This window comes from Lentihominibacter hominis (assembly GCF_014385065.1).
Lineage (GTDB): Bacteria > Bacillota > Clostridia > Peptostreptococcales > Anaerovoracaceae > Lentihominibacter > Lentihominibacter hominis.
On record NZ_JACRTA010000001.1, the window covers coordinates 142903 to 167524 of the forward strand.

General features: G+C 39.5%; 22 protein-coding genes and 1 other RNA gene. 4 read left to right on the plus strand and 19 right to left on the minus strand.

The features are described from left to right. Window positions 1–65 precede the first annotated feature (65 nt). The 4 genes from H8692_RS00745 to H8692_RS00760 form a co-directional block, all read right to left on the minus strand. Window positions 66–2714, minus strand: coding sequence for a cation-translocating P-type ATPase (locus H8692_RS00745; protein ID WP_177269890.1), 2649 nt, complete (start codon window positions 2712–2714; stop codon window positions 66–68). A 404-nt stretch (window positions 2715–3118) separates the two neighbouring features. After that, window positions 3119–4762 carry an APC family permease gene (locus H8692_RS00750; protein ID WP_177269892.1) on the minus strand — a complete coding sequence of 548 codons (1644 nt, stop codon included), beginning with the start codon at window positions 4760–4762 and terminating at the stop codon, window positions 3119–3121. Window positions 4763–4999: 237 nt separating this feature from the next. Further along, window positions 5000–7099, minus strand: coding sequence for an FtsX-like permease family protein (locus tag H8692_RS00755; protein WP_187524753.1), 2100 nt, complete (start codon window positions 7097–7099; stop codon window positions 5000–5002). Next, entirely contained in the window at window positions 7086–7841 is a 756-nt protein-coding gene (locus H8692_RS00760; RefSeq protein WP_187524754.1) for an ABC transporter ATP-binding protein, read from the minus strand. The genes H8692_RS00755 and H8692_RS00760 overlap by 14 nt, the downstream gene beginning before the upstream one ends. A gap of 176 nt (window positions 7842–8017) precedes the next feature. Between H8692_RS00760 and H8692_RS00765 the strand changes: the two genes are divergently transcribed. Beyond that, the gene (locus tag H8692_RS00765; protein WP_177269898.1) at window positions 8018–8716 is read left to right on the plus strand and encodes a LytR/AlgR family response regulator transcription factor; all 699 of its coding nucleotides are present in this window, start codon (window positions 8018–8020) and stop codon (window positions 8714–8716) included. Window positions 8717–8741: 25 nt separating this feature from the next. Then, a complete protein-coding gene (locus H8692_RS00770) occupies window positions 8742–10010 on the plus strand; it encodes a sensor histidine kinase (protein WP_177269900.1) in 1269 nt (422 codons plus the stop codon). A 298-nt stretch (window positions 10011–10308) separates the two neighbouring features. Here H8692_RS00770 and ssrA read toward each other — a convergent pair. From ssrA to H8692_RS00805, 7 genes are all read right to left on the minus strand, one after another. Then, window positions 10309–10682: a transfer-messenger RNA gene (gene ssrA, locus H8692_RS00775) on the minus strand. A gap of 23 nt (window positions 10683–10705) precedes the next feature. Then, on the minus strand, window positions 10706–11035 hold the full coding sequence (locus H8692_RS00780; protein WP_177269902.1) for a hypothetical protein: 330 nt from the start codon (window positions 11033–11035) through the stop codon (window positions 10706–10708). Window positions 11036–11047: 12 nt separating this feature from the next. Then, window positions 11048–11512, minus strand: a complete 465-nt coding sequence (gene smpB / locus H8692_RS00785) for an SsrA-binding protein SmpB (RefSeq protein ID WP_243206869.1) — start codon at window positions 11510–11512, stop codon at window positions 11048–11050. A 39-nt stretch (window positions 11513–11551) separates the two neighbouring features. Next, entirely contained in the window at window positions 11552–12049 is a 498-nt protein-coding gene (gene lepB / locus H8692_RS00790; protein ID WP_177269906.1) for a signal peptidase I, read from the minus strand. 41 nt (window positions 12050–12090) lie between these two features. Then, the gene (gene lepB / locus H8692_RS00795) at window positions 12091–12609 is read right to left on the minus strand and encodes a signal peptidase I (RefSeq protein WP_177269908.1); all 519 of its coding nucleotides are present in this window, start codon (window positions 12607–12609) and stop codon (window positions 12091–12093) included. Beyond that, the gene (gene lepB, locus H8692_RS00800; protein ID WP_187524755.1) at window positions 12610–13155 is read right to left on the minus strand and encodes a signal peptidase I; all 546 of its coding nucleotides are present in this window, start codon (window positions 13153–13155) and stop codon (window positions 12610–12612) included. It lies immediately after the preceding gene. Between the two features lie 15 nt (window positions 13156–13170). Further along, window positions 13171–14136 carry an RluA family pseudouridine synthase gene (locus H8692_RS00805; RefSeq protein WP_187524756.1) on the minus strand — a complete coding sequence of 322 codons (966 nt, stop codon included), beginning with the start codon at window positions 14134–14136 and terminating at the stop codon, window positions 13171–13173. Between the two features lie 166 nt (window positions 14137–14302). On the opposite strand from H8692_RS00805, the gene H8692_RS00810 reads away from it, so the two are divergent. Both H8692_RS00810 and fba read left to right on the plus strand, forming a co-directional pair. After that, the gene (locus H8692_RS00810) at window positions 14303–14689 is read left to right on the plus strand and encodes a hypothetical protein (RefSeq protein WP_187524757.1); all 387 of its coding nucleotides are present in this window, start codon (window positions 14303–14305) and stop codon (window positions 14687–14689) included. A gap of 11 nt (window positions 14690–14700) precedes the next feature. Then, entirely contained in the window at window positions 14701–15630 is a 930-nt protein-coding gene (gene fba / locus H8692_RS00815) for a class II fructose-1,6-bisphosphate aldolase (protein WP_187524758.1), read from the plus strand. Between the two features lie 42 nt (window positions 15631–15672). Here fba and H8692_RS00820 read toward each other — a convergent pair whose 3' ends face one another. From H8692_RS00820 to H8692_RS00855, 8 genes are all read right to left on the minus strand, one after another. Continuing rightward, window positions 15673–16353 (minus strand): potassium channel family protein, encoded by a 681-nt coding sequence (locus tag H8692_RS00820; RefSeq protein ID WP_187524759.1) that lies wholly within the window; start codon window positions 16351–16353, stop codon window positions 15673–15675. Between the two features lie 14 nt (window positions 16354–16367). Beyond that, a complete protein-coding gene (locus tag H8692_RS00825; RefSeq protein WP_187524760.1) occupies window positions 16368–17666 on the minus strand; it encodes a TrkH family potassium uptake protein in 1299 nt (432 codons plus the stop codon). Window positions 17667–17712: 46 nt separating this feature from the next. Then, window positions 17713–18420 (minus strand): response regulator transcription factor, encoded by a 708-nt coding sequence (locus tag H8692_RS00830; protein WP_187524761.1) that lies wholly within the window; start codon window positions 18418–18420, stop codon window positions 17713–17715. After that, window positions 18420–19469, minus strand: a complete 1050-nt coding sequence (locus H8692_RS00835; protein ID WP_187524762.1) for a sensor histidine kinase — start codon at window positions 19467–19469, stop codon at window positions 18420–18422. The genes H8692_RS00830 and H8692_RS00835 overlap by 1 nt, the downstream gene beginning before the upstream one ends. Window positions 19470–19639: 170 nt before the next feature. Further along, the gene (locus H8692_RS00840) at window positions 19640–21064 is read right to left on the minus strand and encodes a nicotinate phosphoribosyltransferase (protein WP_187524763.1); all 1425 of its coding nucleotides are present in this window, start codon (window positions 21062–21064) and stop codon (window positions 19640–19642) included. Further along, window positions 21030–21953, minus strand: coding sequence for a DMT family transporter (locus tag H8692_RS00845; protein ID WP_187524764.1), 924 nt, complete (start codon window positions 21951–21953; stop codon window positions 21030–21032). The genes H8692_RS00840 and H8692_RS00845 overlap by 35 nt, the downstream gene beginning before the upstream one ends. 244 nt (window positions 21954–22197) lie before the next feature. Further along, window positions 22198–23403 (minus strand): CaiB/BaiF CoA transferase family protein, encoded by a 1206-nt coding sequence (locus H8692_RS00850; RefSeq protein ID WP_187524765.1) that lies wholly within the window; start codon window positions 23401–23403, stop codon window positions 22198–22200. Next, a complete protein-coding gene (locus H8692_RS00855) occupies window positions 23400–24614 on the minus strand; it encodes a CaiB/BaiF CoA transferase family protein (protein WP_187524766.1) in 1215 nt (404 codons plus the stop codon). Before H8692_RS00855 ends, H8692_RS00850 begins: the two co-directional genes overlap by 4 nt. Between the last annotated feature and the right edge of the window lie 8 nt (window positions 24615–24622).

Genomic DNA, 24622 nt, shown 5'->3' on the forward strand with positions numbered 1-24622 from the left:
TACCCTCCTTTTCCGCATTAGGTCTTTCGTACTAAAGCTAATTATAGCCCAAACGTACTAATATGTCAAGCAATACGCTTTATCAGTTTCACAAATTCCACCTGAATGACTGACAGCAGAGACAGACCTATAACTATAAGCCACTGAACACCGGAAAGAAGCGTAAGTCTGAAAAAGTCTTGAAGAGACGGTACCAGAAGAATGCAGAGCATGAGAATCAAAGAGACTGCAAAAGAAACCAGCAGCCATGGATTCAGCCCCTCAGCCCGTATCCATATGGGCTCTGTATTGGAACGCTGATTAAAAGCCCGCATCATCTGCGAAAAGGCTAAAGTACAAAACGCCATAGTCTGTCCTGTGACATTATCGCCTACACTTACTCCTATCCAGTAAGCAGCAATAGTTACAGCAGCGACGAATGTACCCTGAGTGATCACTCGTCCCACCAAATCTTTCTCAAAAAGAGTCCCTGATTTCACAGGTTTATGCTTCATAATATTTCTGCTGGCAGGATCTACTCCCAGCGCAAGCGCGGGAAGTGTTGCTGTAGCAAGATTCACCCACAGTATATGGACAGCCTGAAGAGGAGCATTCCAATTGAAGACGGTAGCTACAAATAAGGTCATTATCTCAGCAATATTGCCCACTAAAAGAAACTGGATCACCTTCTGAATATTTCTGTATACCCTTCGACCTTCTTTAATGGCATATGCAATAGTGTTGAAACTATCATCCAGCAAAATCATATCAGCAGCATCTTTAGCGACATCCGTACCGGTGATACCCATAGCTACACCAATATCCGCAGCTTTCAGCGCCGGAGAATCATTGACCCCATCTCCTGTCATAGCAGCAACTTCTCCATTTCGTTTCAGACTCTGAATGATTCTCAGCTTATCAGCCGGAGACACTCGAGCGAAAACAGAAGCTGTTTTAACTGCTTCATCAAGCTCACTGTCATTCATGTTATCCAGTTCATCACCGGAAACAACTGTGCTTTCCTCTCTGTAAATGCCTAACTCTCTTGCAATGGCAAGAGCTGTTGTTTTGTGATCACCTGTAATCATAACTGTTCTTATACCAGCCTCAAGGCAACTTTTTATAGATTCTGCCACTTCACTGCGCGGAGGATCTATCATACCCGTTGCTCCGATAAATACCATATCATGTTCTATGTTTTCATTATCATCAAGAGGTATGGAAGAAAGATTTTTCGTGGCAAACCCAAGTACACGCATAGCATTTTCCGACATTGTAAGGCAAAGCTCTGAAATATTATTTTTATCTTCATCAGTGATAGGACGTATACCTTCAGCCGTCAATATATGCGTGCACAAAGGAAGCATCTCATCTACAGCACCTTTCGTATAAGCTGTCACTTTATCACCTATTGTGTGAACTGTAGTCATACGTTTTCGTTCCGAATCAAAGGGCTGTTCAAAGACACGGGGATAATCAGCTTCCAAAGACTCATGATCAATGCCAAAAGCCTGAGCCATGTAAATCAATGCACCTTCTGTCGGATCTCCGATGATCTCACCCTGTCTGTCAGGATCAAGACTGGCGTCATTACAAAGAGCTGCTCCGTAAACAAGTTCTTTATATACTCCCGGATGTTTTTTTGCTGCCTCTCTGACAGGTGTAGTTTTCCCAGTCTGAAAATCTCCATTTACAGCTATATTAGTAACAGTCATTTTATTCAAGGTAAGCGTTCCTGTTTTATCAGAACAGATCACTGTGGCACTTCCCAAAGTTTCCACAGCGGGAAGTTTGCGGATGAGAGCATTTCTTTTGGCCATACGCTGTACACCCAGTGCCATAACGATAGTAGCCGTCGCCGGCAACCCCTCCGGAATAATGGAAATGGCCAAAGAAATAGCCACAAGAAATTGCGGAATCAGCGGGCGATCATAAAGTGCTCCAATAACAAAGATCAGAACGCATACGATCAATCCTACGACAGTGAGCGTTTTACCGACTGCATTAAGTTTCTTCTTAAGCGGCGTCTCCAGTTCTCCCTGACTGTCAAGCATGCCTGCAATACTTCCCACCTCCGTATCCATACCGGTGGCAACCACCACTCCTGCAGCCCTACCATATGTAATGATAGCTGAAGTATAGACCATATTGCTCCGATCTCCCAACAGACAACTCTCTTGCAGTATTTCATCCGCTTCCTTCTCTGAAGGCACTGACTCTCCCGTAAGAGATGCCTCCTGCACTTTCAAATTTGCAGAATCAATTAGGCGCATATCGGCAGGAACCATATCACCATCGCTTAAAAATACCACATCACCTGTCACCAGTTCCGCCGCTGGGATAATGCTTTCCTCTCCCTGCCTGAGAACACGCGCTTGAGGAGCGCTCATTTTCCGTAAAGCTTCAAGAGATGACTGCGCTTTTTTCTCCTGCACGATCCCAATGACCGCATTAATTATGACGATCACAAAAATAACTGCTGCCTCTGTCCATTCCTGTAATATAGCGGAAAAGCCTGCCGCACCAATTAAAATCAGAACCATGGGATCAGTAATCTGCTCCTTGAGCATTTTGACAATAGCTTTTGGAGGCTTAGATCTCAACTCATTTCTTCCATTTTTTTCTAGCCTTTCAGCCGCCTCAGCATCGCTCAGTCCTTTTTCCGATGTATGCAAAAGATCATACACCTCTTCAATTTTTTTCGAATGCCAAGGCATCTGTCTGTGATTATCCATATAGGATAGACCACCCCTTTCTTTAAATAAATTTTTTATATTCTGACCGCCCTCAGACGGAGATCAGTAAAAAAGAAATGCAAAAAAGCATAGCCTGACAACTCTTAAAAAGAGCGCAGATTATGCCTGTACACAAAATTTTATTCAATTTAAAAACATCATACAAGTCACTTCGTTCAGCGTCACTGCCGTCGGCGTCGTCCATTTCTTTTTCTCAAATCCTTTCTCTCAGATATAATTGAATGCAATTATACGAGATATGTAACCCTGTGTCAATATATTATTTTCAGAATTCACAAATTATTTACATTGAAATAATATTCTTCCCTGCATGATAAAACCTCCTGACTTTTAAATAAGCTGCTTTACAGTCAGGAGGCTTATCTGTTTACTTTAAAACCCTGTTATTCATCATCAGGAATAGGGTCAGCTTTCTTTCCAACGATATGAAGAATCAAACTCAATATAAGCATACCTGCGCCTATCCATGTAAGAAGAGTTATCATCAGTTCCCAGTTACTGATCAGTCCCGAACCATACAGATCCAAGTAATAATCATGTCCCCAGTCTCCCTCATACCATCTGAGGAACAGTGATCCTCCAAGCGCTAAGACACCAAATATAAGGAAAAACTTTCCTATCCTTATAGTATCTCCTTTTCCTAAACCTGTTTTTGGATTTCTCGGGTACTGAAGAGGATTATCAACAGAAAGACCTCCGTATATCTTCTTACAGATAATGTACATAAGAAGAGCAAACAGAATAAGAACATAGCCAAGCAGGAAGTATTCAGTTCCGTTCATCAGGATTCCCACTATTCCGATGATCATCATTGATATTACTATGTAGTAAGGAGAAAATCTGCCTTTGACATAGTACAGATCCCCCCTCTTCTGCACCGGATACAGCTTCCTCAATTTCAGAAATGCAACAGCAAATCCTGCATAACATACGAAGAGCAGCGGCGAGAGAATGATAACCAGAATTTCAAAGTCCAGATTTACCAGTATAACGTTAAGCACTGCAAGTATAACGATCGGCCAAATGGGAACTTTACGATTCTTGGAAACTGTCGATAAAAACTTAGGACATAAATGATCTTTTCCCAGAATCATAAATGACCTTGATGCCGTAGCTGTCGTCGCATTGAGAAGAGCCAGCTGAGATATTACCGCCGTGATCATAAAGGCAACTCCTGCCCATTTTCCAACATGTGTGAAAAGGACACTCGAGTAATCTATGGTAGAACCCCATTCGCTCCACGGACCTGTAGATACTATTCCTCCGAGGGTAGGAAGAATATAAGCTACCATCATCAAAACAATACACCATTTCATTCCCTTAGGAATAATCTGAGGATTTTCAATCTCTCCGCCGAGATTTGCTATTGCCGTATAACCGCAGAACATCCACACACCTATGGCGATACCTACTCCAAGACTGGAAAATGCTCCAGCTTCAACATTCATGAATGGATCAAACGGATTATTCTCCCAATGAGCCAGACCGACAATGGCTACAGCAAGGAATGCCGCAAGAATTATAAATGTAAATATTGTATTAACCACATTTACTTCCTGGAGACCAAGCAGGTTTACTACTGTAAATACAAGAATAATAGCAACTTTTACCGCAAGTGTTACCATAGGACTCATATCTATATACATGCCTATGTAATCCGTTGCGAGAACAATATAAGACGCACCCGTCAAATACCATGCCACGGCCATCCACAATCCGAAGACAAAGCCCCAGAATTCACCAAATGCCATCTTCACCCATACATAAGGACCCGAATCTACAGGTGCCAGATTCGTAAGCTCAGATACATAAAGCCCCATCGGCAGCGCCCACATAAGTGGTATAACCACAAGAAGAACAAGGGTCAGCCCCGGTCCTGAAGCCGGAATGATGGACTCGATCCCAAAAGCTCCTCCGCTGACTGAACAGAAAATAAAGAACAGCACCGCGCTAAAAGAGAATCGAGTTTTTTTCAAGCCAGGTACTACATCAGTCAGCACCTGACCGCCTTCATAATTAACTTTCATGATACTTCCTCCCTAAATGAAATTTACCTTACTATCTGTAATCCATTTCACCCCTTTTCGCAGATTTTTTTGAATTTTCCGCTACTTTGTAGAGTCATTGTATCATTCTGTCTTCTCAATGAACATGATATTATTGTCATCTTTCTGACTTTTATAGAACGTCCTTTTGTAATTTTACTGAATATTGCTTTATTTTCATAATATTAGTAGCAATTAAAGTATTCACAAAACAGTATGTCACAGTAAAATTTTTGTCATAGCCTTTTTTATCGAATATTTATATACTGCAAAGAGGACTGCCGCGATCATCAATATGATTCCGCCCAAAACAATCAACGCAATCACTTCGGTTTCTGCTATTCTTCCGTCATTAAAAAAATCCATAGCAAATGAAAATATGAATCCTATACCGCAACCTATTGCCGCAGGATACTGAAATATCTTCGACAATTGATTTTTCAATATCTTTCTTCGATACTGCCTGTCAGCTCCCAGCCTTTCCAAGCTGGCAAACAATTCGTAATTATCTGCAGCAACAGAAATACTCCTGACGTAAGTCATAACAGAAATTGCTGCAAGTGAAATAATAAAAATATATAGACAAAGCATTACATAAACACTGATAAGCTGCATCTGATCCTGGATTAATATAATATTAAACCCCGGCGCATATTTCCAGTCCGAAAGAAGCAAATCGTTTTCTGTAGTCATATCAATAGTACCGCTGTATCCGTATTCCTCACCAACAGCCTGCGCCTGCTTCTCTTCCCATAAATCCCAGTAACCCAGATGATTTGATAGTTCTGTACAATTCACTACATATTGCTCCAGCAAATCTTTTGCAAAATCATAGGAATTATTTACATCTGCCACATTAAAAAATACTAAATTTTCTCTATAAATATCAGAAAGGTTTTCCGTTATTTTTTCATAGTCAGCATCATCTAAAACATAGGCAAACGGAGTACTCATAGAATAAAATGAGCTGAATTCCAGTGTACCATCAAATTTTACATCCATGAACTTTCGAGAATCGGGATTTTTGATCTTATCCAACCCATCGGTTTTATCAAAAAAATTCTCTTTAAAATCTACCGGAACAACTGTCTTATAAGTACCTGATCTTATCTTAACATCTTGCCCTGAAACCTTCTTAAAATCGGATGCAGATATAAACAGTGCGCTCTTTTTATCTTTATCATATTTTTCTACATAACGATCATCATCTGTAAGATCTACTGAATGATATGAAATAACAAGATTTGCAGCATCACTTTCTGCAAATTCGGTTATATCCATATCATATTCTGCGGCAGTTTCATAAATATCCTTTTTGGTTATCTGTTTTTCCAACACAGGACTATGCAAGGAAAAAGCTTTTCCACCCTCATCCTTGGCTATATCAGGAGCCAAGGAATACTGCATCCCATAAAAAGCTGAGAAACAGCATACGAAAATTAACAGTACAATAACACACATATTCCTGGTTGCTGCCTTTGCAGTAAATCGCATTAAACTTACAGAAACAAGATTCTTATAATACTTTTCTTTATTCTTTTTCAAACGGCTCTGACTTACTATACTGAGAAGCACCATATAAATCCCTGCAACCGATAATAAATATATGAGATTGACGATACCGGGCAAATGAAAACCAAATACTCTTGCAGAAAATTGCGGCAATCCTGTACCGAGAATTATACCGACAACAATAAAAACTATGCCTGTCGGAAATATCCACGGTTTTATTTCCTTCACCATTTCTGATTTATGCTGAGTCCTGAGGATATCCATAATACTTGACTTTCTGATAAACCGTTTTCCCACAGCTCCCAACATCAATACCAATACTATACTGAAAATAATCCCGGGAACAAAACCTAATGATCCAAAATGATAACTCATTTGCTCAGTAGAAATAATAAACAATTCAAATACTTTCCAGATAAAATATGAAACCGGTATAGCGCAAATCAGTCCAAGCAATGAAGATGCTGCGGTAATTAGAGAAAGCTCACGAAACAGCAGCTTTTCAAGAGATTTTTTGGAAAAACCTAACGCCATAAAAATACCATATTCTCTGGCTTTATATCGAAAAAACAAATTTGATGCATAAATAGTGAAAATAAAGCAGCCAATCGCTGTAACAACAAACAATAATGCTGCCATTTTACGGGTATCTCCTCCTTCCGGCAAAAAATTCTGTACTGTCGGCCCAAAATACATCAAAGCAAAAGATGTTATCAAAAGTACCGACAAAAAACTGCAGAATCCCAGAAGCAGATATTGACCTCTGTCATTTTTTCTCAGTTTTCCACAAAGCTTATTCATTGTCATCGATGTCACCTCCTAAAATCCTGAGAGTGTTAAGAAGTTCATCCATAAATGCGCGTCTTGTTGACGCTCTTGTAAGCTCCTGATGAATGCAGCCATCTTTCAGTACAATAACCCGGTCGCAAAATGATGCTGCGTAACTATCATGTGTCACCATAAAAATCGTAGCTCCAGCCTGATTCTTTGCCTGTAAAAAAGCATCAATAACTGCTTTGCATGACTTGCTATCAAGATTCCCTGTGGGTTCATCAGCCAAGATAACGTAAGGATCGTTCATCAGAGATCTTGCCACTGCCGTACGCTGCTTTTCGCCGCCCGATATTTCCGCCGGATACTTTTCCATAATCTGACTAATACCAAACAAACTGCAAAGCATGCTGGCTTTTTCCTCCATCTCTACGATAGGCTTTTTGGCGATGATCTGAGGAAGGCAGACATTTTCCTTTACCGTAAGCCCATCAAGGAGCATAAAATCCTGAAAAATAAATCCCAGCTTTTCATTTCTAACTTTAGATAGTCCTTTCTCACTCAAATCAGAAATTACCCTCCCTCCTAATCTAATCGTACCGCTATCATAAGGAATAAAGCAGGAAATACAGTTGAGCAGTGTAGTCTTGCCACTGCCTGAAGGTCCCATTACCGCAACAAATTCTCCTTGGTTTACCTTTAAAGATACATCCGTTAAAACCGGATAAATGTTAAATCCGTTTTTATAGCTTTTATTCAGGTTTTCTACTTGTAACATTATTCGCCCTCACTCTCTTTTACTATTTTTGTCCGCATTAATTTTAGTAAAGCCGGATAGAAAGTAACAGCAAACAAAATGACAAGTTTGGTATCTTTACTGTAAAGTTTGACTCTCAAGTTTGACAATAGATAAAAAAATATGTTAATCTATTGCGAAATATTTTGGAGATAACTATGAATATTGCAATTTGTGATGACGATAAAAAACTTCTTAAAGATTTTCGGCATTTAATCGAAATACATATGGATCTTACCGGTATCAATTATCATATAACTGAATTCACATCAGGCGAGGAACTTCTGGAATATAAAAATAAAAAAGATATCCATCTGCTTTTCCTTGATATTAAAATGGGATCTGTAGATGGCATGGAAACTGCGCGCCAACTGAGAAAATCAGGAAAAAAAATGCTTATTATATTTGTTACGGCTTATCCGGATTTTGTTTTTCAGGGTTATGAAGTGCAGGCATTTCACTATATCTTAAAACCTTATCGTGAAACTAAAATCAAAGAAGTTCTTGACAGGGCGATTTCTGAACTGGATATCCGAAAAGAACATTCTCTAGTAATCCAACAAAGATCCGGTATTTTATGTATCAACACACAAAAGGTAACTTACTTTAAAAGTGACAAACGCAATATATTTGCTGTAAGTACGGAAGGCACTGATATCTTTTACGGAAAACTGAATGACGTGGAAACAAAGATGCCTCCGTGTTATCAGAGGATTCACAATCGATATCTGATAAATCTCAACTATGTATCAGAAATCGGTTCAAACTACTGCATATGCCATGATGAGAAGCTTCCTGTCAGCCGCACCTACAGACATGAACTGGCTATGGCTTTTGCTAAAATGATGCTGCAATAGAACAGAATATGAGGAACGGGAATTAATGATAACAATCTTAACAGTATTTTCGAACATCCTTCAATTCATCGTAGGATACATTTTTTATAAAATTATTTCCTGCTGTCTGGAAAGAAAAAAACCTAAAATTTTCTTTTTTATTATCTGGGGTGGTCTGTCCATAGTTTCCACATTCGCTATTTTAGCAGGTGACCCTGTAAATATCACAATAGTGGCCATATTGTTCCTTCTGATAAATTTTCTCTTATTCAAAGGAAAACCTCTGATCAAGCTGGCTATGGCGGTAATTCTGTTTCCTATAGCAACAGGTCTGAACTTTCTTCACAATGCAATAGGAAGCTTCTTTTTCTTTCGTCACTATACTGAGACAGATACTATAGAAAATCTTATCTTTTCCGTGAATACATACTTGTTTGTCGTTCTTTTCTGGTACGTTTTTTATTATTATTCAAAAAAATCCCTGATAAAAATGAAAGAACTTCTAGACAACAGAACATGGACCATTATGATCATCATATGTCTCGCACCTTTTGCAGGTATTTTCACCTGCGTATATTTTACACCTAGTGAAACATATAAAGTATGGCCATGTGTTATTGCATGTATAATAACAAGTTCCTGCAGCATTCGTCTCGCATCTAATCTTGCTGACGGGATTTATGCTGATATGGAAAAAAAGAATCTCAAACTCCAAAAAAATTATTATGAAATCTTAGAAAAAAATCAAACAAAGATCCGTGAACTCCGTCACGATATGAACAATCATTTGACAATAATCGGTCTGCTGCTTAAAAATAAAAACAACAAAGAAGCCCTGGAATATTTTGAAACTTTATCCGTAAGCCTTGAGGCTCCAAACCGAAGATTCTGCAAAAACAAAGTCGTAAACGCCGTACTAAACATAAAATACAATCAGCTTTCAGAACTCAAAACCGACATATTTTTCAACATCAGTATTGACAGCGTAATAATAGACAACATAAGCCTTTGCTCTATTTTTACCAATACGCTGGACAACGCTATCGAGGCAATACGAAAAATTCCGGATAAAACCAAAAGACGTATTTCCCTAAAAGCGAGGTGCTCAGATAGCGGATATTTCAGCTATGAAATCATAAATACTAAAGTAAATCCCATTCACCAGCAGAAAGGCCGTTTTCTTACAGATAAGAATAATTCCAAACACCACGGAATCGGACTTTCTTCTATACAGAGCATTGTTTCACGTTACGGCGGAACTATAGATATTTCATATACAGATGCAGAATTTAAAGTTATAATATTGATCAAATAAACAGCATATATCCATATCAGTAAATATCGATACCTCTTTCCATAAAATGAAGCATAAACCTGCCGCTGCCACACAAAGGTTCCAAAACAGACATTCCTTTTTACGTATATGAAAGATAAAATTTCAATTCATCCGGCGGTGCATCTTTATGCAAAAATATCATACATTTCTCCACATAAACTTCTATAATGATTCTTTATCATATCTTTGATATTTACTCCTTATAAGCCTCATTTTGAAACTGTAATTTATCTTAAGATATAATAAAACCCGCCTTAACAGGCGGGTTTTATGTGTATGGTGGAGATGACGGGAGTCGAACCCGTGTCCGAAAGCATTTCCACCGGATTTTCTCCGAGCGAAGCTTTTGTTTTATTATTTCACTTCTCGCATCGCCCAAAAGCAGGCTTTACGATCAGCTATCCCGTTATTCCCTTACGATACCGGGAACTCTCGCAAGGTTTTCCTGTATAATCGATGCCAGACATCCGGCCTACAGGTAAACCGAAGCTGACACGCACAGCTTATGACTGACTACGCAGCCATAGCCATAGGTGCGAAATTATTATTCTTTTTAGCGTTTGTATTTAAACGGCCACTTTTAACGTAGACTTGGCGACTACGGCTCGCTTATCCGGCTTCCACACCCCCGTCGAAACCAAAAACATCCCCATGTATGAAACTATCGGTTATGGTTACTCAACCGCAGTATCTTCCTCTTCTTTAGACTCTGCCTTATATTCTTCTCTAGCAGCCTGTATCTCCTGTTCCAGCTGTTCTATATTATCCTCACATGCTTTGATCTTCTCACAATATTCTTTTATATTCTTGTCTTTCATATTTTCAGATTTAAAGAGATCATAACAATATTCACCGATTTCCTGCTTTGCAGATACTATCGCCTGTTTTTCCGAACTGATCCGGCTCTTCAGTTTAGTTATCTCAATCAGTTCACCGGCTTTATTTCCTGCTTTGCTTACAGCAGAACTTGCTGTCTTTCCCATTTTACTTAAGAAACTTTGCATAATATAGCCTCCTTACCTTCTCATGGCCTGCTGCATCCTTCTGTCAGCGTCCCTTTTAGCAATATCATGTCTTTTATCATATTCCTTCTTTCCTCGGGCTACTGCAATTTCAACCTTTGCCAAACCCCTACCATTAATGTACATCTTAAGCGGCACTAAAGTCAAGCCTTTTAATGTAGTATACCCTATTAGTTTCCTTATTTCACGTTTGTGCAGAAGAAGTTTTCTCGGACGGAGCGGCTCAGCATTAAATCTGTTGCCATGCTCATAAGGACTTATATTCATACCATAAAGAATAAGCTCCTCATTTTCTATTTTGGCATAACTCTCTTTTATACTGACTTTTCCCTGTCTGACAGATTTTATCTCAGTTCCTGTAAGAGTTATCCCAGCTTCATATGTTTCTTCTATAAAATAATCATGTCTTGCCTTTTTATTATTGGCCACAACCTTCATCAGATATACTCTTCCTTTCATAAATCCGACCGGAGAAAGCAATCATCTCTTCCCGTCTTTTTATTTAAAGCAGATCCTGCCTATACAGTCCCTGCTGTCTATGACTCCTATAGCTTCATTTCTGCTGTCCATAGAAGATTTTCTGTTATCACTCAGCACAAAGATTTCATTGTCGCCAAGTTTAATTTCGTCAATAGGATCCATATGCACGGCTTCCGCCATATATTTCTCATATGGCTTTCCATTCAAATAAAAAATATTATCTTTTATTTCCACCACATCTCCGCTGCTTCCGGCTACTCTTCTTACAAGAATTGCACCTTCGCCTTCTTCTCCATATACATCACTTCCAAAAGCCACTACATCGCCCACTTCAGGATTCTTGTTTTTGTCAGCCCCATATGCTATTTTATTTATGAGAACCTTGCTTCCATCATCTATTGTCGGCTCCATACCGCTTCCCATCACGGTAGTGACAGTAAATACCCCAGAAAGAACAACAGCTGACAATATACCTATACCGGCTGATAATAAGTAAAGTAACATTTTTTTAAGCATAAAAAACCTCCCCGCCGAAAATATGTACTCTACTTTTATTACTATTTCAATAATCCTATTTCACTAAACGGATACAGCCTGAAAAATGCTTTTCCTATTATCGAATCTTCGCTTATAGTCCCCACTTCGCCTGATCTGCTGTCCAGACTCACACCTCTATTATCTCCCATAACAAAGACTTCATTCTCCGGTACGGCATAGTCCTTTATATCGCCTGACGTAAATCCCTCAAGGGTATAACTTTCATCAAGTTTTATACCGTTTCTGTACACATTTCCTTCAGAAACGGTAACAACATCATTCTCAACTGCAATGACACGTTTTATCAATATCTTCTTGCCGCTTCCGTCATCTTTATCTATATCAGACTTGAAGATTATAATATCCCCATAATCGGGATGATCTTTTGTAAGATAGGCAAGCTTATTAACAAATAAATAGTTATTTTCATAAAGAGTAGGCTCCATAGAACTTTCCTTGACTATCGTAGGCTTTATTATCAGCGTTATGGCGATCACTATTACTAAAGCTATTGCTATATCCTTTATAAATTCCTTCATTTAATCAATGCCTCCGAATCTGGAAAATGGCCATATACAGAAAAGAACATTGCCTTTAATGTCTTTCATGTCCACCGGTCCCAGTTTTTCATTTCTGCTGTCTATGTATTTATCTCTATTGTCACAGAGAAGGAAAACTTCATCTTTCGTTAACTTTACCTTAAGATCTCCGTCAGAACCCTTTATGCCGTTTTCAGTAACATATTCATCTCCGTCTATATATATTTTTCCGTCTTTTATTTCAACAGTTTCTCCCGGAAGCCCCGCTACACGAGCTATTATATTATCTTTGGAGACGTTCTGTGCATTTTTTGCGTTTTTTTCAAGAATTACCAGTTTATCTCTGTCAGGAATGCCCCGTTTTGCTGAATAAGATGTTTTGCTTACCACAAGAAGCTGTCCGTCATTTATCGTAGGGGACATAGCATCTCCTTCGTTCACCTCCGGAGCCACCACCATAAACATAACTATAGCTAAAGCTACAGCCACCATATAAGGTGACTTTCTCCTTCTCGCATACTTCTGCTCATTTGTCGATCTGTTCATAATTAACCCTTTCTATTACTTTTCGGATATCAGAAGCTCTTTGACCCTGAGAAATTCAGCAGGCATAGGTGCTTCTACAGTTTTGCCCCGAAGTTCCTTTATTACGTCTGCCGAATCTGCAAACTTCAGTTTACAGGCATGCAGCAGCTGCGTTGTTATACCGTGTTTTTTAAGTTTTGCGTTTACATTTCTGTCTCCATATTTAGCATCTCCTGCAAGAGGAAATCCTGCATGTGAAAGATGGGTTCTTATCTGATGGGTCCTTCCTGTCAATATTCTTACCTCGGCAAGAGAAAATTCTTTACATGATACAACAGGAGCAACATAGGTAACAGCATCCTTTCCCCTATTCCCGTTTGCAATCTGTGAAATATTTCTGCCCTGATCCTTAACAAGTCTGTCCTCCAGCACTATAGGCTGCTTCAAACATCCGCACACTATCGTCATATAGTATTTTTCAATACCGTCTCTGCGACGTATCACCGCAGTCAGCTTTCTCAGCGCTTCCGAATTCTTTCCGAATATCACCAGCCCCGTAGTATTTCTGTCAAGCCTGTTTACAGGAGACGGCGTAAACGTTCTTTCATGTGCCGGATCGTATTCGCCGCATTCCTGAAGATAACCGCATACCTGATTGGCCAAGGTATTTTTTTTCTCATGAGAGTCACCATGAGTGAGAAGTCCCCAAGGTTTATCGACTATCAATATATTATTGTCTTCATATATAATTTTAAACTGTTTTCTGGCAGTCTTTTTTTTATCGGGAGCTGTAAGTATCTTCACTCTTTCTTCTTTCATATAAAGACTGAGTTCATCACCCGAACAAAGCATCGTATCTTCACGGACACGTTTTCCGTTAAGCTTCACATCTTTTCTGATCATTTTATATATAGAGCCCAGAGAAGCTTTTCTCAAATACTTCCTCAAAAACCTGTCAAGTCTCTGACCTGCCTCATTTTCACTTATTATTAATTTCACCATGTCTATGATTATACAACAAGTGCCTATGCAAATACAATTTTTTGTAAAGAAATTTTCATCTGTGAAGAAATTTTCATGAAAAAGCCTCCTTTTGGATTTGAGAAAATACACGAAATATGTTAAAGTAAGTATGTATGTGATGAATATCATCAAAAGGAGTATTAATATGAGAAAGATTAAAGACTTTTTTTATAATAAAAACGATATAATCATTGTATTGATAATACTGGCTGTAGCTGCTTTCATAATATATACCAGAATAGGGGCTATTATGGATTATCCTGAAAAGCTGGCACGTGAAGCAGCCGCAACACAAACGGAAAAAACGACTGAATCAACTTCTGAAACCGAAACAATATCAGTCACCATAGAAGACTCGGATACTGCCGCTACAGTATCTCAAAAACTTGAAGAAGCAGGTCTTATTGCGGCAGCTGCAGACTTTGAGGAATATATTACAAGTTCCGATAAAGCCTCTTCTCTGAAAGTCGGAACATTCCAAATACCAGTAAGCTCTTTACAAGAAGAGATTTTAGATATTATAACCGATTAAAGGAGGTAATCATGGCTCTAGTAACTACAAAAGAGATGTTCAAAAAGGCACTTACAGAGGATTATGCCGTAGGCGCTTTTAATGTCAACAACATGGAAATCATTCAGGGTATCGTAGAAGCTGCCCAGGAAGAAAGTGCTCCTCTTATTCTGCAGGTTTCCGCAGGCGCGAGAAAATACGCCAATCCCACATACCTTGTGAAGTTGGTGGAAGCGGCTATCATAGATACCGGACTTGACATCGTGCTTCATCTGGATCACGGTGCTGATTTTGATATCTGTAAGAAATGTGTAGACGATGGGTTTACTTCTGTAATGATAGACGGATCAAAGCATCCTTTTGAGGAAAACATCAAACTTACAAAACAGGTAGTGGAGTATGCTCACAGCAAAGGAGTTTCAGTGGAAGCTGAGCTCGGCAAACTGGCCGGAGTCGAAGACGACGTAAAAGTATCAGCGAGAAACGCTACTTTTACAGTTCCCGAAGAGGCCGCTGAATTTGTCGAAAAAACAGGCGTCGACTCATTGGCGATAGCTATAGGAACGAGCCATGGAGCATATAAATTTAAAGGTGAACCATATCTTGATTTTGAAAGACTCAAAGAGATTCATAAGCTGATCCCTGATACGCCTCTTGTTCTTCATGGAGCATCTACAGTACTTCCCGAATTTGTTTCAAAATGCAACGAATACGGAGGAAATATCCCTGGAGCGCAGGGAGTTCCCGAAGATATGATAAAAACCGCTACTAAATACGGAATCTGTAAAGTAAATATAGATACTGATCTCAGGCTTGCTATGACTGCCGAAATAAGAAAACATTTTGCAGAACATCCCGAAGATTTTGACCCGAGAAAATATCTCGGACCTGCCAGAGATGCAATCAAAGGAATGGTACAGCATAAGATAAAGAATGTACTGAATGCCTCAAACAAAAAATAAATAAAAAACTCCGGGTATTGATGTATACCCGGAATTTTTTAATCAATCATCATCTATCCATTCTGTAAGTTCGTTGAGGTTCTCCTTATCTCCTATCACATAAATGACATCATCTTCTTTGAATACATAATCCGGATCTATATCATAAAATACTTCTTCTTCATTCTCTATAGCGATTATATTAACTCCGAACTTTCCTCGTAAATTCACTTCAGCTATGGATTCATCTTCCATATCATATGAAATGGTTAATTTTGATATATTTATATGTTCATCCAGCTCCGCAAACTCCGGCATATCAGCATCTTCTAATTTATGTGCAAGTCTGGCTGCCATATCATGCTCCGGATAAACTACTTTCGCACCGAGCTTTTCCAGAATCTGCCCATGCTCTGTACTTGTAGCTCTGGCAATAACTTCCGGTATGCCAAGACTCACAAGATTCAGCGTAGTCAATATAGATATATCCATCTGCTCACCTATACAGACGATGGCCACGTCACAATTCTGAATGCCTGTTTCCAAAAGAGAACCCTTATCAAGATTCTTTATAACCAACGCATTTTCCGTATATTCTCTTATTTCCCTTACCTTCTCTTCATTCTTATCCAGAATCAGCAAATCTGCTTCCAGTCCGGCCATTTCTTTTGCCAAAGCATATCCGAAACGCCCCAGACCTACTATTCCGTACGAAATTTTTTCACTTCTGTATCTGCCAAACATTTTTTCCTCCTATATTAACCAATGGAAATATTTCCTTCAGGATAACGAGTTCTCTCACCTTTTATAAAATACCATAATGAAGCAATTGTCAAGGGGCCAAGTCTTCCTATATACATAACAATGATTGAAAGAAGTTTGCTTCCTACGCTCAACCCCGATGTTATTCCTGTAGACAGGCCCACAGTACCAAATGCGCTTGTCACCTCAAACAACGCATCCATCGTTGAAACATCAGGCTCCATTATAATCATTATATATGTTCCGGAAAGTATCACTCCCAATGCTATCAGGGTTATTACTGCAGCCTTATGAAAAGCATTAGCCGGAACAGCATAATGAAACGCTTCTTCCATCTTATTGGTAGCAGATGATTTGATCCCCTGAAGCAATACGAAAAACGTACTTGTCTTTATGCCGCCTCCTGTTGATCCCGGAGATGCTCCTATAAACATCAATACTGTCAATACCAGAAGCCCCGCATCAGAAAATTCACCTAACTGATATGTGGAGAATCCTGCTGTTCTGGACGAAACACTATGAAAAAAACTTCCCATCCATGTTACATCTTCTGTAAGTTTTATCAGCAATGTTCCAGCTATAATCAACACTATGCTTACAGAAAGCACCACTTTGGTATGCATTGAAAATTTTTTCCAGTGTAGACGTTTGGATAAAATCTCTTTTATTACAAGAAATCCTATACCTCCGAAGAATATCAACACACATGTAACAATATTAAGCACTACATTATGCTGATACGGAATCAGGTTTTTCATACCTCCCAAGATATCAAAGCCGGAATTGTTAAAAGCCGCTACCGAATGAAACAAACTGACTCCTACAGCTTTGAGAGGAGGGTAATCCTGAATAAAAACAGTGAAACTGAATACAGCTCCCAATAATTCAAAAACCAGAGTCGTAAAAAATATACTTTTTACGAATTTGACCATACCTTTACGGGAGTTAATATTCATCGCCTCCCCGATAATATTTCTTCCTCTGAAATTCACTTTCTTACCTATAGCTACTATAACACCAGCTCCCACGGCAGTGACGCCCAGTCCTCCCACCTGAATGAGAAATCCAAGAAAAAATTGTCCCAAAGATGTGAATGTATCTCCTGCATCAACAGCTATAAGCCCTGTTACACAAACGGCGCTCGTAGATGTATAAAGTGCATCTATATAATGAAGAGTAACCCCCTCTTTAACGCTGCACGGCAATATAAGCAGAATTGAACCCAGTAAAATCGTCAGAGCAAATCCCATAGCGATGAGTCTGCCTGTAGACTGTTTTTTTATTAACTTAAACATATTATCCTTCCATATTGCAATTAAAATCACTAGCTTCGCTTTACGCTCACTCACCGTCGATCATACGGTATCCTACTCCCAGTTCATTTAAAATATAATGATTGCTGCCAGGTTTGCTGCCGAATTTCTTTCGGATATTAGCCATATTCACCTGTAATTTTTTTATACTTCCACGATCTTCCGTACCCCATATAGCACGTATGATAGAAGCATATGTCATGACTTTACCGGAATGCTCCGAAAGAAATGCAACAATATTATATTCTGTCTGTGTAAGGCTGACTTTTTTCCCGTCTACAGTTATTTCCCTGCGATCGTAATCTATACTGAGGCCGTTTGCCTTGAACTTGCCTGCAGGAGATATTCCGGCAGCCACATTATATCGACTGTTTCTGAGAGTAGCCCTGACTCTCGCCATAAGTTCTTCAGTACCGAATGGCTTGGATATATAATCATTGGCTCCCATATCCAGAGCCACAACTTTATCGCGCTCGGCCATCCTCGCAGACAATACTATGATAGGAGTTATAAATCCTGCCCGTATTTCCTTTATAAATTCCAAGCCATCTTTATCGGGAAGGCCCAAATCAAGAATAACAAGATCAGGATTATGAGAAGAAAACATTATTATTCCCTCTTCACATGTCTCAGCAGTTATTACCTGATATCTGTTTGTCTCTAATATAGCTTCCACAAAGCTGCGAATATTGACTTCATCTTCTACGATCAATATTTTATACTTATTATTACCCATTATGTATCCTCCATTTTGAGAGAAAATCCTATGACTGTCCCATATTCACTGCTTTTTACTCTAAGCTCTCCATCATGGGCCTTTATTATCGCAGCACATACCGAAAGTCCAATACCTAAACTCTGTTTGCTTCCATCAGCTACAAACTCGCCGGATCCGCCGTAACCTGCAAACATAGCCTCAACTTTATCCTCGGGTATCCCACAGCCATTATCAGAGATCTCAAACAGAGCATTGTTTCCATCTATAAACACTTCCATAGATACCTTTGTCATTCCCTCTGCATGAAGCACAGCATTCTCCAAAAAATTCAGCAACACCTGCTCTATAAGTATGGCATCCATAGGAATACTTATAAAACTATCCGGCATCTTTACATCTATATTCTGTCCATGATATCGTTTTTTAAATTTCATCAACACCGAATCTATAAGCTCTTCCAGAACAGTAGGAGTTTTTATTACTGAAACATTACCGCCATCTATACGTGTAACGGACAAAAGATTTTCCACCATACGGATAAGCCACTCTGCCTCTTCCTTTATTCCTGCCAGCAATTTCATCTGCTGCTCTTTTGAAAGCATATCGTAGTTCTCCATTACAGTGGAACTTGATCCGTAAATAGTAGTAAGCGGTGTACGTATATCATGAGATACAGCCCTCAGCAAATCTGCTCTTACCTTCTCTTTCTCTGCTTCTCTTCGCAGCCGTTCCTGTTTTTTTATTTTTGTAGTCAGGGTGCTGGTCATAGCTGCAACAAAAAGCATAACTATCCCGGAAAAAATATTCTCCGAGATAGAAACACTGAATTTGAAATAAGGAAATGTAAAAGCGAAATTTACAGCTACTACGCTCAGACAAGCAGTCACGATCCCCCATATATATCCCTTAGTAGTCAATGCTACAATAAATACTGCTAATACAAAAATGATCGGGGCGATCACCTCTGTTATAAAGAATCTCTGAATACAAATAATCAAGCCGAATGATAATGCTAAAACTATCATCATTATAAAAAAGTCTTTTATTTGATCTTTTATTTTTTTCATATCTTCCTCCGGCACGGACATTATAACACAGCGAAAGTTAGGATTTGGCAAAGATTTGATTCAGGGAATATTTTTTAAGATCATCAAAAAACCGGGAGCGCCGTCTGCCTGACGGACTCCCGGATCAATTCATATTTACGCTTGAATCAAAGTTTATAGATGTTTTCTGTTTACAGATCTTCTATCATATCGTGTTTTAATTTCCATAGGTTGTAAGAAAGATCTACATAATAAGTCTGTGGATTCTCAAAACGCTTCATCTCATCCCACATAGCATCCAGCTGTTGTGTACAGTAATCTCGAATTTCGTCAATAGAAGGACATTTATACACACATTTTCCTCCCTCAAAGATCTGCTCTCTCAAATTCCTGACATAGAAGTTTTTTATTTTCTTTCTCTTCCATACAGCTTCAGGGTCGAAGATTTCATACTCCTCACCTTCGGGAATAGTTTCTCCGTCTAAAACGATTATATCTGCCAAAGCTCTGCTGCTGTCTTTGTCAAAGATACGGAAAACGCTTTTAAAACCCGGATTGGTTATTTTTTCGACATTTTCGCTTTTCTTTATCTTAGGTATCATCTTCCCGTTCTTCTCAAGAGCAGACAGCTTATACACTCCGCCGAAAACCGGCTCTGAACCTGCTGTAATAAGACGCTCTCCTACTCCAAATGAATCAACACATGCACCCTCTGATATAATATCTCTTATAAGGTATTCATCCAAAGAATTTGAAACCACTATTGAACATTCTTTCAGTCCTGCCTCATCTAACATTTTCCTTGCTTTTTTTGTAAGATAAGTTATGTCTCCGCTGTCTATCCTTATTCCCATCTTCTCAGGCTTTACTTCCTTAAAAACTTTTATGGCGGCAGGAACTCCTGACTTAAGCACATTATAAGTATCTACCAGCAGCGTACAATTCGTGGGATATATCTCCGCATACTTTTTAAATGCCTCATATTCATCATCATACATCTGTACCCAGCTATGAGCCATAGTTCCCATAGCCGGTATTCCGTGATCTCTGTCAGATATGGTACATGCTGTTCCTGCACAGCCGCCGATATATGCCGCCCGAGCTCCATATACTGCTGCCGAGGCTCCGTGAGCTCTTCTTGTTCCGAACTCCATCACAGGTCTCCCCGACGCTGCTCTTACAATACGGCTTGCCTTTGTAGCTATGAGACTCTGATGATTTATTATCAAAAGCATCATTGTCTCTATAAACTGAGCCTGCATCACAGGTCCCCTTACAGTTATTATAGGCTCACCGGGAAAAATCGGCGTTCCTTCAGGTACCGCCCACACGTCACATGTAAACTTAAAATCTCTGAGGTAGTTAAGAAATTTTTCATCAAAAATATTCTTTCCTTTCAGAAATTCTATATCTTCATCTGTAAATTCCAATCCTTTTAAATACTCAATAAGCTGCTCCAACCCTGCCATTATAGCATAGCCGCCCTCATCGGGTATTCTTCTGAAAAACATATCGAAATACGCTATGTCATCAGCCATATCACTGCAAAAATAGCCATTGGCCATGGTTATTTCATAAAAATCAGTCAACATCGTCAGGTTCAGCTTCTCTATCATCTAACTGTTCCTCCATCTTACCTTTCTCTTTGATAACTATACAAGATGACGCTACAACTATAATCCCGCCTATAAACTGCATTATCCCGATGGATTCCCCCAAGAACAACCAGCCGAAAAAAGTCGCTGTAACAGGAAGAAAATTTGAAAACATAGCCGATATAGTTGGCCCAAGTACCTTCAGCCCTCTTACAACAATAGTAAATCCAAGACCTGCGTTTACTAAACCGAGATATATTATTCCGCCTATTACGCCTTTTGAAAATGAATCAATGGGCGGCATCGTATGTATGGCATACGGACCTATAATCAGAATCGTACATAAAAGCTGATTAAAGGCCATGCTGGGGCTGGAATAATTTTTTGATAACGATGACGTTATAAAATTATAAATATTCCATGAAATTACAGCTCCAAAGGCAAGAAGATATCCTATCATCCTTCCCTGAAACAAAGTTCTGAAATCAGCGCCTATTATTATGGCAACCCCTGCAATACATATGATTATTCCAAGCAGCATCTTTACTGTGAATTTTCTTTTAAAAACAATTCTCTCTACTATCATTGACACCGCCGGAACAAATGATAATATTATCGTGATAAGTGATACAGGCAGATAATCCATCGCCGTATATTCACAAAAATAATAAAGTATCTCTCCCGTCAGTGAACAAATTATAAAAAATGGTATGTCCTTGACGCGAACTATCGTCTTTCTGTCCTGTTTAAGCTTTATGGCCAGTACCAGCAACGCTCCTATACAGTATTTTAAAAACAGAAGATTCATAGGCTCTAGCACCGTCAGAGCTTCTTTGGCAACGACATAATCAAGCCCCCACAAACACACCAGTAGACACATCAGTAAGAATGCTGAGCTCTTTTCTTTCAACTTTTCACCACCCAGTCTAAAACAAAAACTTCGACTAAAAAACAAAGCCAACCCTGCCTATTCCGATTCAAAAGCCAACTTTATTAATATTTCCTACATAATAAAACAAATTTTTCATCGGCACATCGTTTATTATTATAACACCTATTCCGAATCACTACAATATCAATGTTTATACACAAAAACAGCAGTCTCCTCAACGGAAACTGCTGTTTCTGAATTTTTATCATCCTGATCCTTTATGTTATACAGCATCTGCTGTTCCTATTATCCCACCGGCTATCAGCCCATCAATTTCCTCCTGAGTATATCCTGCTTCCTTTAAAACATCACAGCTGTTCTCCCCTAAAAGAGGTGACGGCTTCTTTACATAACCCGGGGTTCCACTAAATTTTACAGGTATTCCGAAAGCTCTAAAATGCCCTACGTTAGGATCATCTATATCTATGATCATATCCCTTGCCAATATCTGAGGATGCTTCATTGCATCTACCGGATCAACTATAGTGGTTGCCGGTATTCTGTATTCTGAAAATCTTTCCATAAGCCATGATGATGTTTTATCTTTAAAAACATCCTGCATTAGCCTTGTAAAACTTTCAAAATTCTCACATCTTAAGTCATTCGTAGCATAGCGAGGATCACTTTTCAATTCCGGCATCTGGATAGCATCGCAAAAATCAGGCCACATAGATTCATCGTTTATTCCAACTGCTATAAAATCATCTGCGCAATCATATGTATCATACGGTACGATTTCTCTCGGTTTAGCGTTACCTGTCCTGCTTATTTGTTTTCCTGTCAGCGCATATGTAAGTACTGCGTCCTCTATGGTAGCAAACATGGTATCCAGCATAGCCACATCTATGCGCCTACCCTTTCCGGTACGCTTCTTATCGTAGCAAGCCAGTGCTATGGCAAGAGCCATAGTCAGGCCCGTGTAACTATCAGCTACTGACGCTCCTGATCTGAGAGGAGGAAGATGTGGAAATCCGGTCATTTCCATAAATCCACACATACATTCTATAACATTGTCATATGCAGTATTTGTCTTTAAAGGACCGGTCTGGCCAAAGCCTGTTATAGAAGCAAATATAATCTGCGGATTCACTTTTTTCATTTCTTCGTATCCCAGCCCAAGTTTATCCAGGGTGCCGAATTTGAAATTTTCCAGCACTACGTCTACCTGCCCGTAGAGTTTTCTTATAATTTCTTTTCCCTCGGGCTCACTCATATCAACCGCAATGCCTTCTTTATTTCTGTTATATACAGCGAAATATCCACTGTTTCCATTGGCAGCGTAAGGATTCCAGAATCTTGACTGATCTCCTCCGTCTACTCGTTCTACTTTAATGACTCGCGCTCCGTAATCTGCCAGATTCATAGCGCAATATGGTCCACTGTATGCCTGTGTGAAATCCAGTATTGTTATTCCTTCAAACGGTCTCATCTCTTGTTACCTCCTTCACACATTACGATGCCGGCTTTCTCCATATCGCGTATCTGTCCGCCGTCCATTCCCAGTTCTTCAAGAAGCTGTAACGTATCCTCCCCCAAAAGAGGTGCTGATCCTGAAGGCACGTCATCTATTCCCGATATCTTTATGGGATAGCCCGGCATTCTTATAGCTCCGATAGCTTTATCTTTCACTTCTATAACCATGTTTCGCGAATTGAGTTGCTCATTGTCAAATGCTTCCGGTACAGTGTAGCCCGGGCCGCTGGGAATGTTATATGGCCTAAGTAAGGCTTCCACCTCCCATTTGGTCATATCTTTGAATTTATCTGCTATTATTTTTCTGAGACTGCTATCATAGTTTTCTCCCCGTGATTCGTTGGTGGAATATCTTGGATCATCAAGAAGTTCTTCCATATCCATGGCCTCACAGAACTTTTTCCACTGAGCATTGGTAGATACAGCAGTAGATATGATCCCATCTTTTACCTCAAAAGTATCATACGGAGCTATACTTCTTGAACGATTGCCTTCTCTTTCAAAGCGTTTTCCTGACATAGCAGCCTCTACCACACTGTCCTCCAGAGCTGTAAACATACAATCTGAAGAAGCTATATCTATTTGCTGCCCTTTTCCGCTTTCATCTCTTGCCATCAACGCCCCTATTACGGCAAAGGCCAAAAATACACCGCCAAACTGATCCGCCATTCTCGAACCATGAGCTGTAGGTTTATGGTCCGGAAATCCGGTTATCTGCATAAGTCCGCATAAAGCTTCTGCAGTGAGATCATTTCCTTCTGTTACACTCATAGGTCCAGTTTTTCCGAATCCTGTATGAGAAGCATATATTATTTTCGGATTGATCTTGACCATAGTATCGTAATCCAGATGGCACGCTTTTAGCTCTCCTGCTGCAAACGACTCACATACCACATCGGCTCCGGCTATCAGCTTTTTTATAATTTCCCGTCCCTCAGGAGAATGTCTGTCTACACAGATGCTCCTTTTTCCCCGGTTCATATAAGCATGGTATGCACTGCCTTTTTCATTTTTAGGGAAGCTGCTTCTGAGAACATCTCCCCCTGTCTTGTGATCTTCGATTTTTATCACTTCTGCGCCAAAATCAGCAAGCAACATCGTTCCATAGCTCCCCGTATGACCCTGAGTAAAATCTATGATCCTCACTCCATCTAATATTCTGGACATTTTTCCCC

Bases quoted from the DNA above. Each gene is read 5' to 3' on its own strand.
- fba (WP_187524758.1), top strand. From the start codon at position 14,701: ATGGCTCTAGTAACTACAAAAGAGATGTTCAAAAAGGCACTTACAGAG.
- H8692_RS00755 (WP_187524753.1), bottom strand. From the start codon at position 7,099: ATGACAATGAATAAGCTTTGTGGAAAACTGAGAAAAAATGACAGAGGT.
- H8692_RS00840 (WP_187524763.1), bottom strand. From the start codon at position 21,064: ATGATAGAGAAGCTGAACCTGACGATGTTGACTGATTTTTATGAAATA.
- lepB (WP_177269908.1), bottom strand. From the start codon at position 12,609: ATGAAGGAATTTATAAAGGATATAGCAATAGCTTTAGTAATAGTGATC.
- H8692_RS00805 (WP_187524756.1), bottom strand. From the start codon at position 14,136: ATGGTGAAATTAATAATAAGTGAAAATGAGGCAGGTCAGAGACTTGAC.
- H8692_RS00830 (WP_187524761.1), bottom strand. From the start codon at position 18,420: ATGGGTAATAATAAGTATAAAATATTGATCGTAGAAGATGAAGTCAAT.
- H8692_RS00850 (WP_187524765.1), bottom strand. From the start codon at position 23,403: ATGAGACCGTTTGAAGGAATAACAATACTGGATTTCACACAGGCATAC.
- H8692_RS00745 (WP_177269890.1), bottom strand. From the start codon at position 2,714: ATGGATAATCACAGACAGATGCCTTGGCATTCGAAAAAAATTGAAGAG.
- lepB (WP_187524755.1), bottom strand. From the start codon at position 13,155: ATGAACAGATCGACAAATGAGCAGAAGTATGCGAGAAGGAGAAAGTCA.
- H8692_RS00750 (WP_177269892.1), bottom strand. From the start codon at position 4,762: ATGAAAGTTAATTATGAAGGCGGTCAGGTGCTGACTGATGTAGTACCT.
- H8692_RS00820 (WP_187524759.1), bottom strand. From the start codon at position 16,353: ATGTTTGGCAGATACAGAAGTGAAAAAATTTCGTACGGAATAGTAGGT.
- smpB (WP_243206869.1), bottom strand. From the start codon at position 11,512: ATGAAAGGAAGAGTATATCTGATGAAGGTTGTGGCCAATAATAAAAAG.
- H8692_RS00825 (WP_187524760.1), bottom strand. From the start codon at position 17,666: ATGTTTAAGTTAATAAAAAAACAGTCTACAGGCAGACTCATCGCTATG.
- H8692_RS00765 (WP_177269898.1), top strand. From the start codon at position 8,018: ATGAATATTGCAATTTGTGATGACGATAAAAAACTTCTTAAAGATTTT.
- lepB (WP_177269906.1), bottom strand. From the start codon at position 12,049: ATGCTTAAAAAAATGTTACTTTACTTATTATCAGCCGGTATAGGTATA.
- H8692_RS00835 (WP_187524762.1), bottom strand. From the start codon at position 19,469: ATGAAAAAAATAAAAGATCAAATAAAAGACTTTTTTATAATGATGATA.
- H8692_RS00780 (WP_177269902.1), bottom strand. From the start codon at position 11,035: ATGCAAAGTTTCTTAAGTAAAATGGGAAAGACAGCAAGTTCTGCTGTA.
- H8692_RS00770 (WP_177269900.1), top strand. From the start codon at position 8,742: ATGATAACAATCTTAACAGTATTTTCGAACATCCTTCAATTCATCGTA.
- H8692_RS00855 (WP_187524766.1), bottom strand. From the start codon at position 24,614: ATGTCCAGAATATTAGATGGAGTGAGGATCATAGATTTTACTCAGGGT.
- H8692_RS00760 (WP_187524754.1), bottom strand. From the start codon at position 7,841: ATGTTACAAGTAGAAAACCTGAATAAAAGCTATAAAAACGGATTTAAC.
- H8692_RS00810 (WP_187524757.1), top strand. From the start codon at position 14,303: ATGAGAAAGATTAAAGACTTTTTTTATAATAAAAACGATATAATCATT.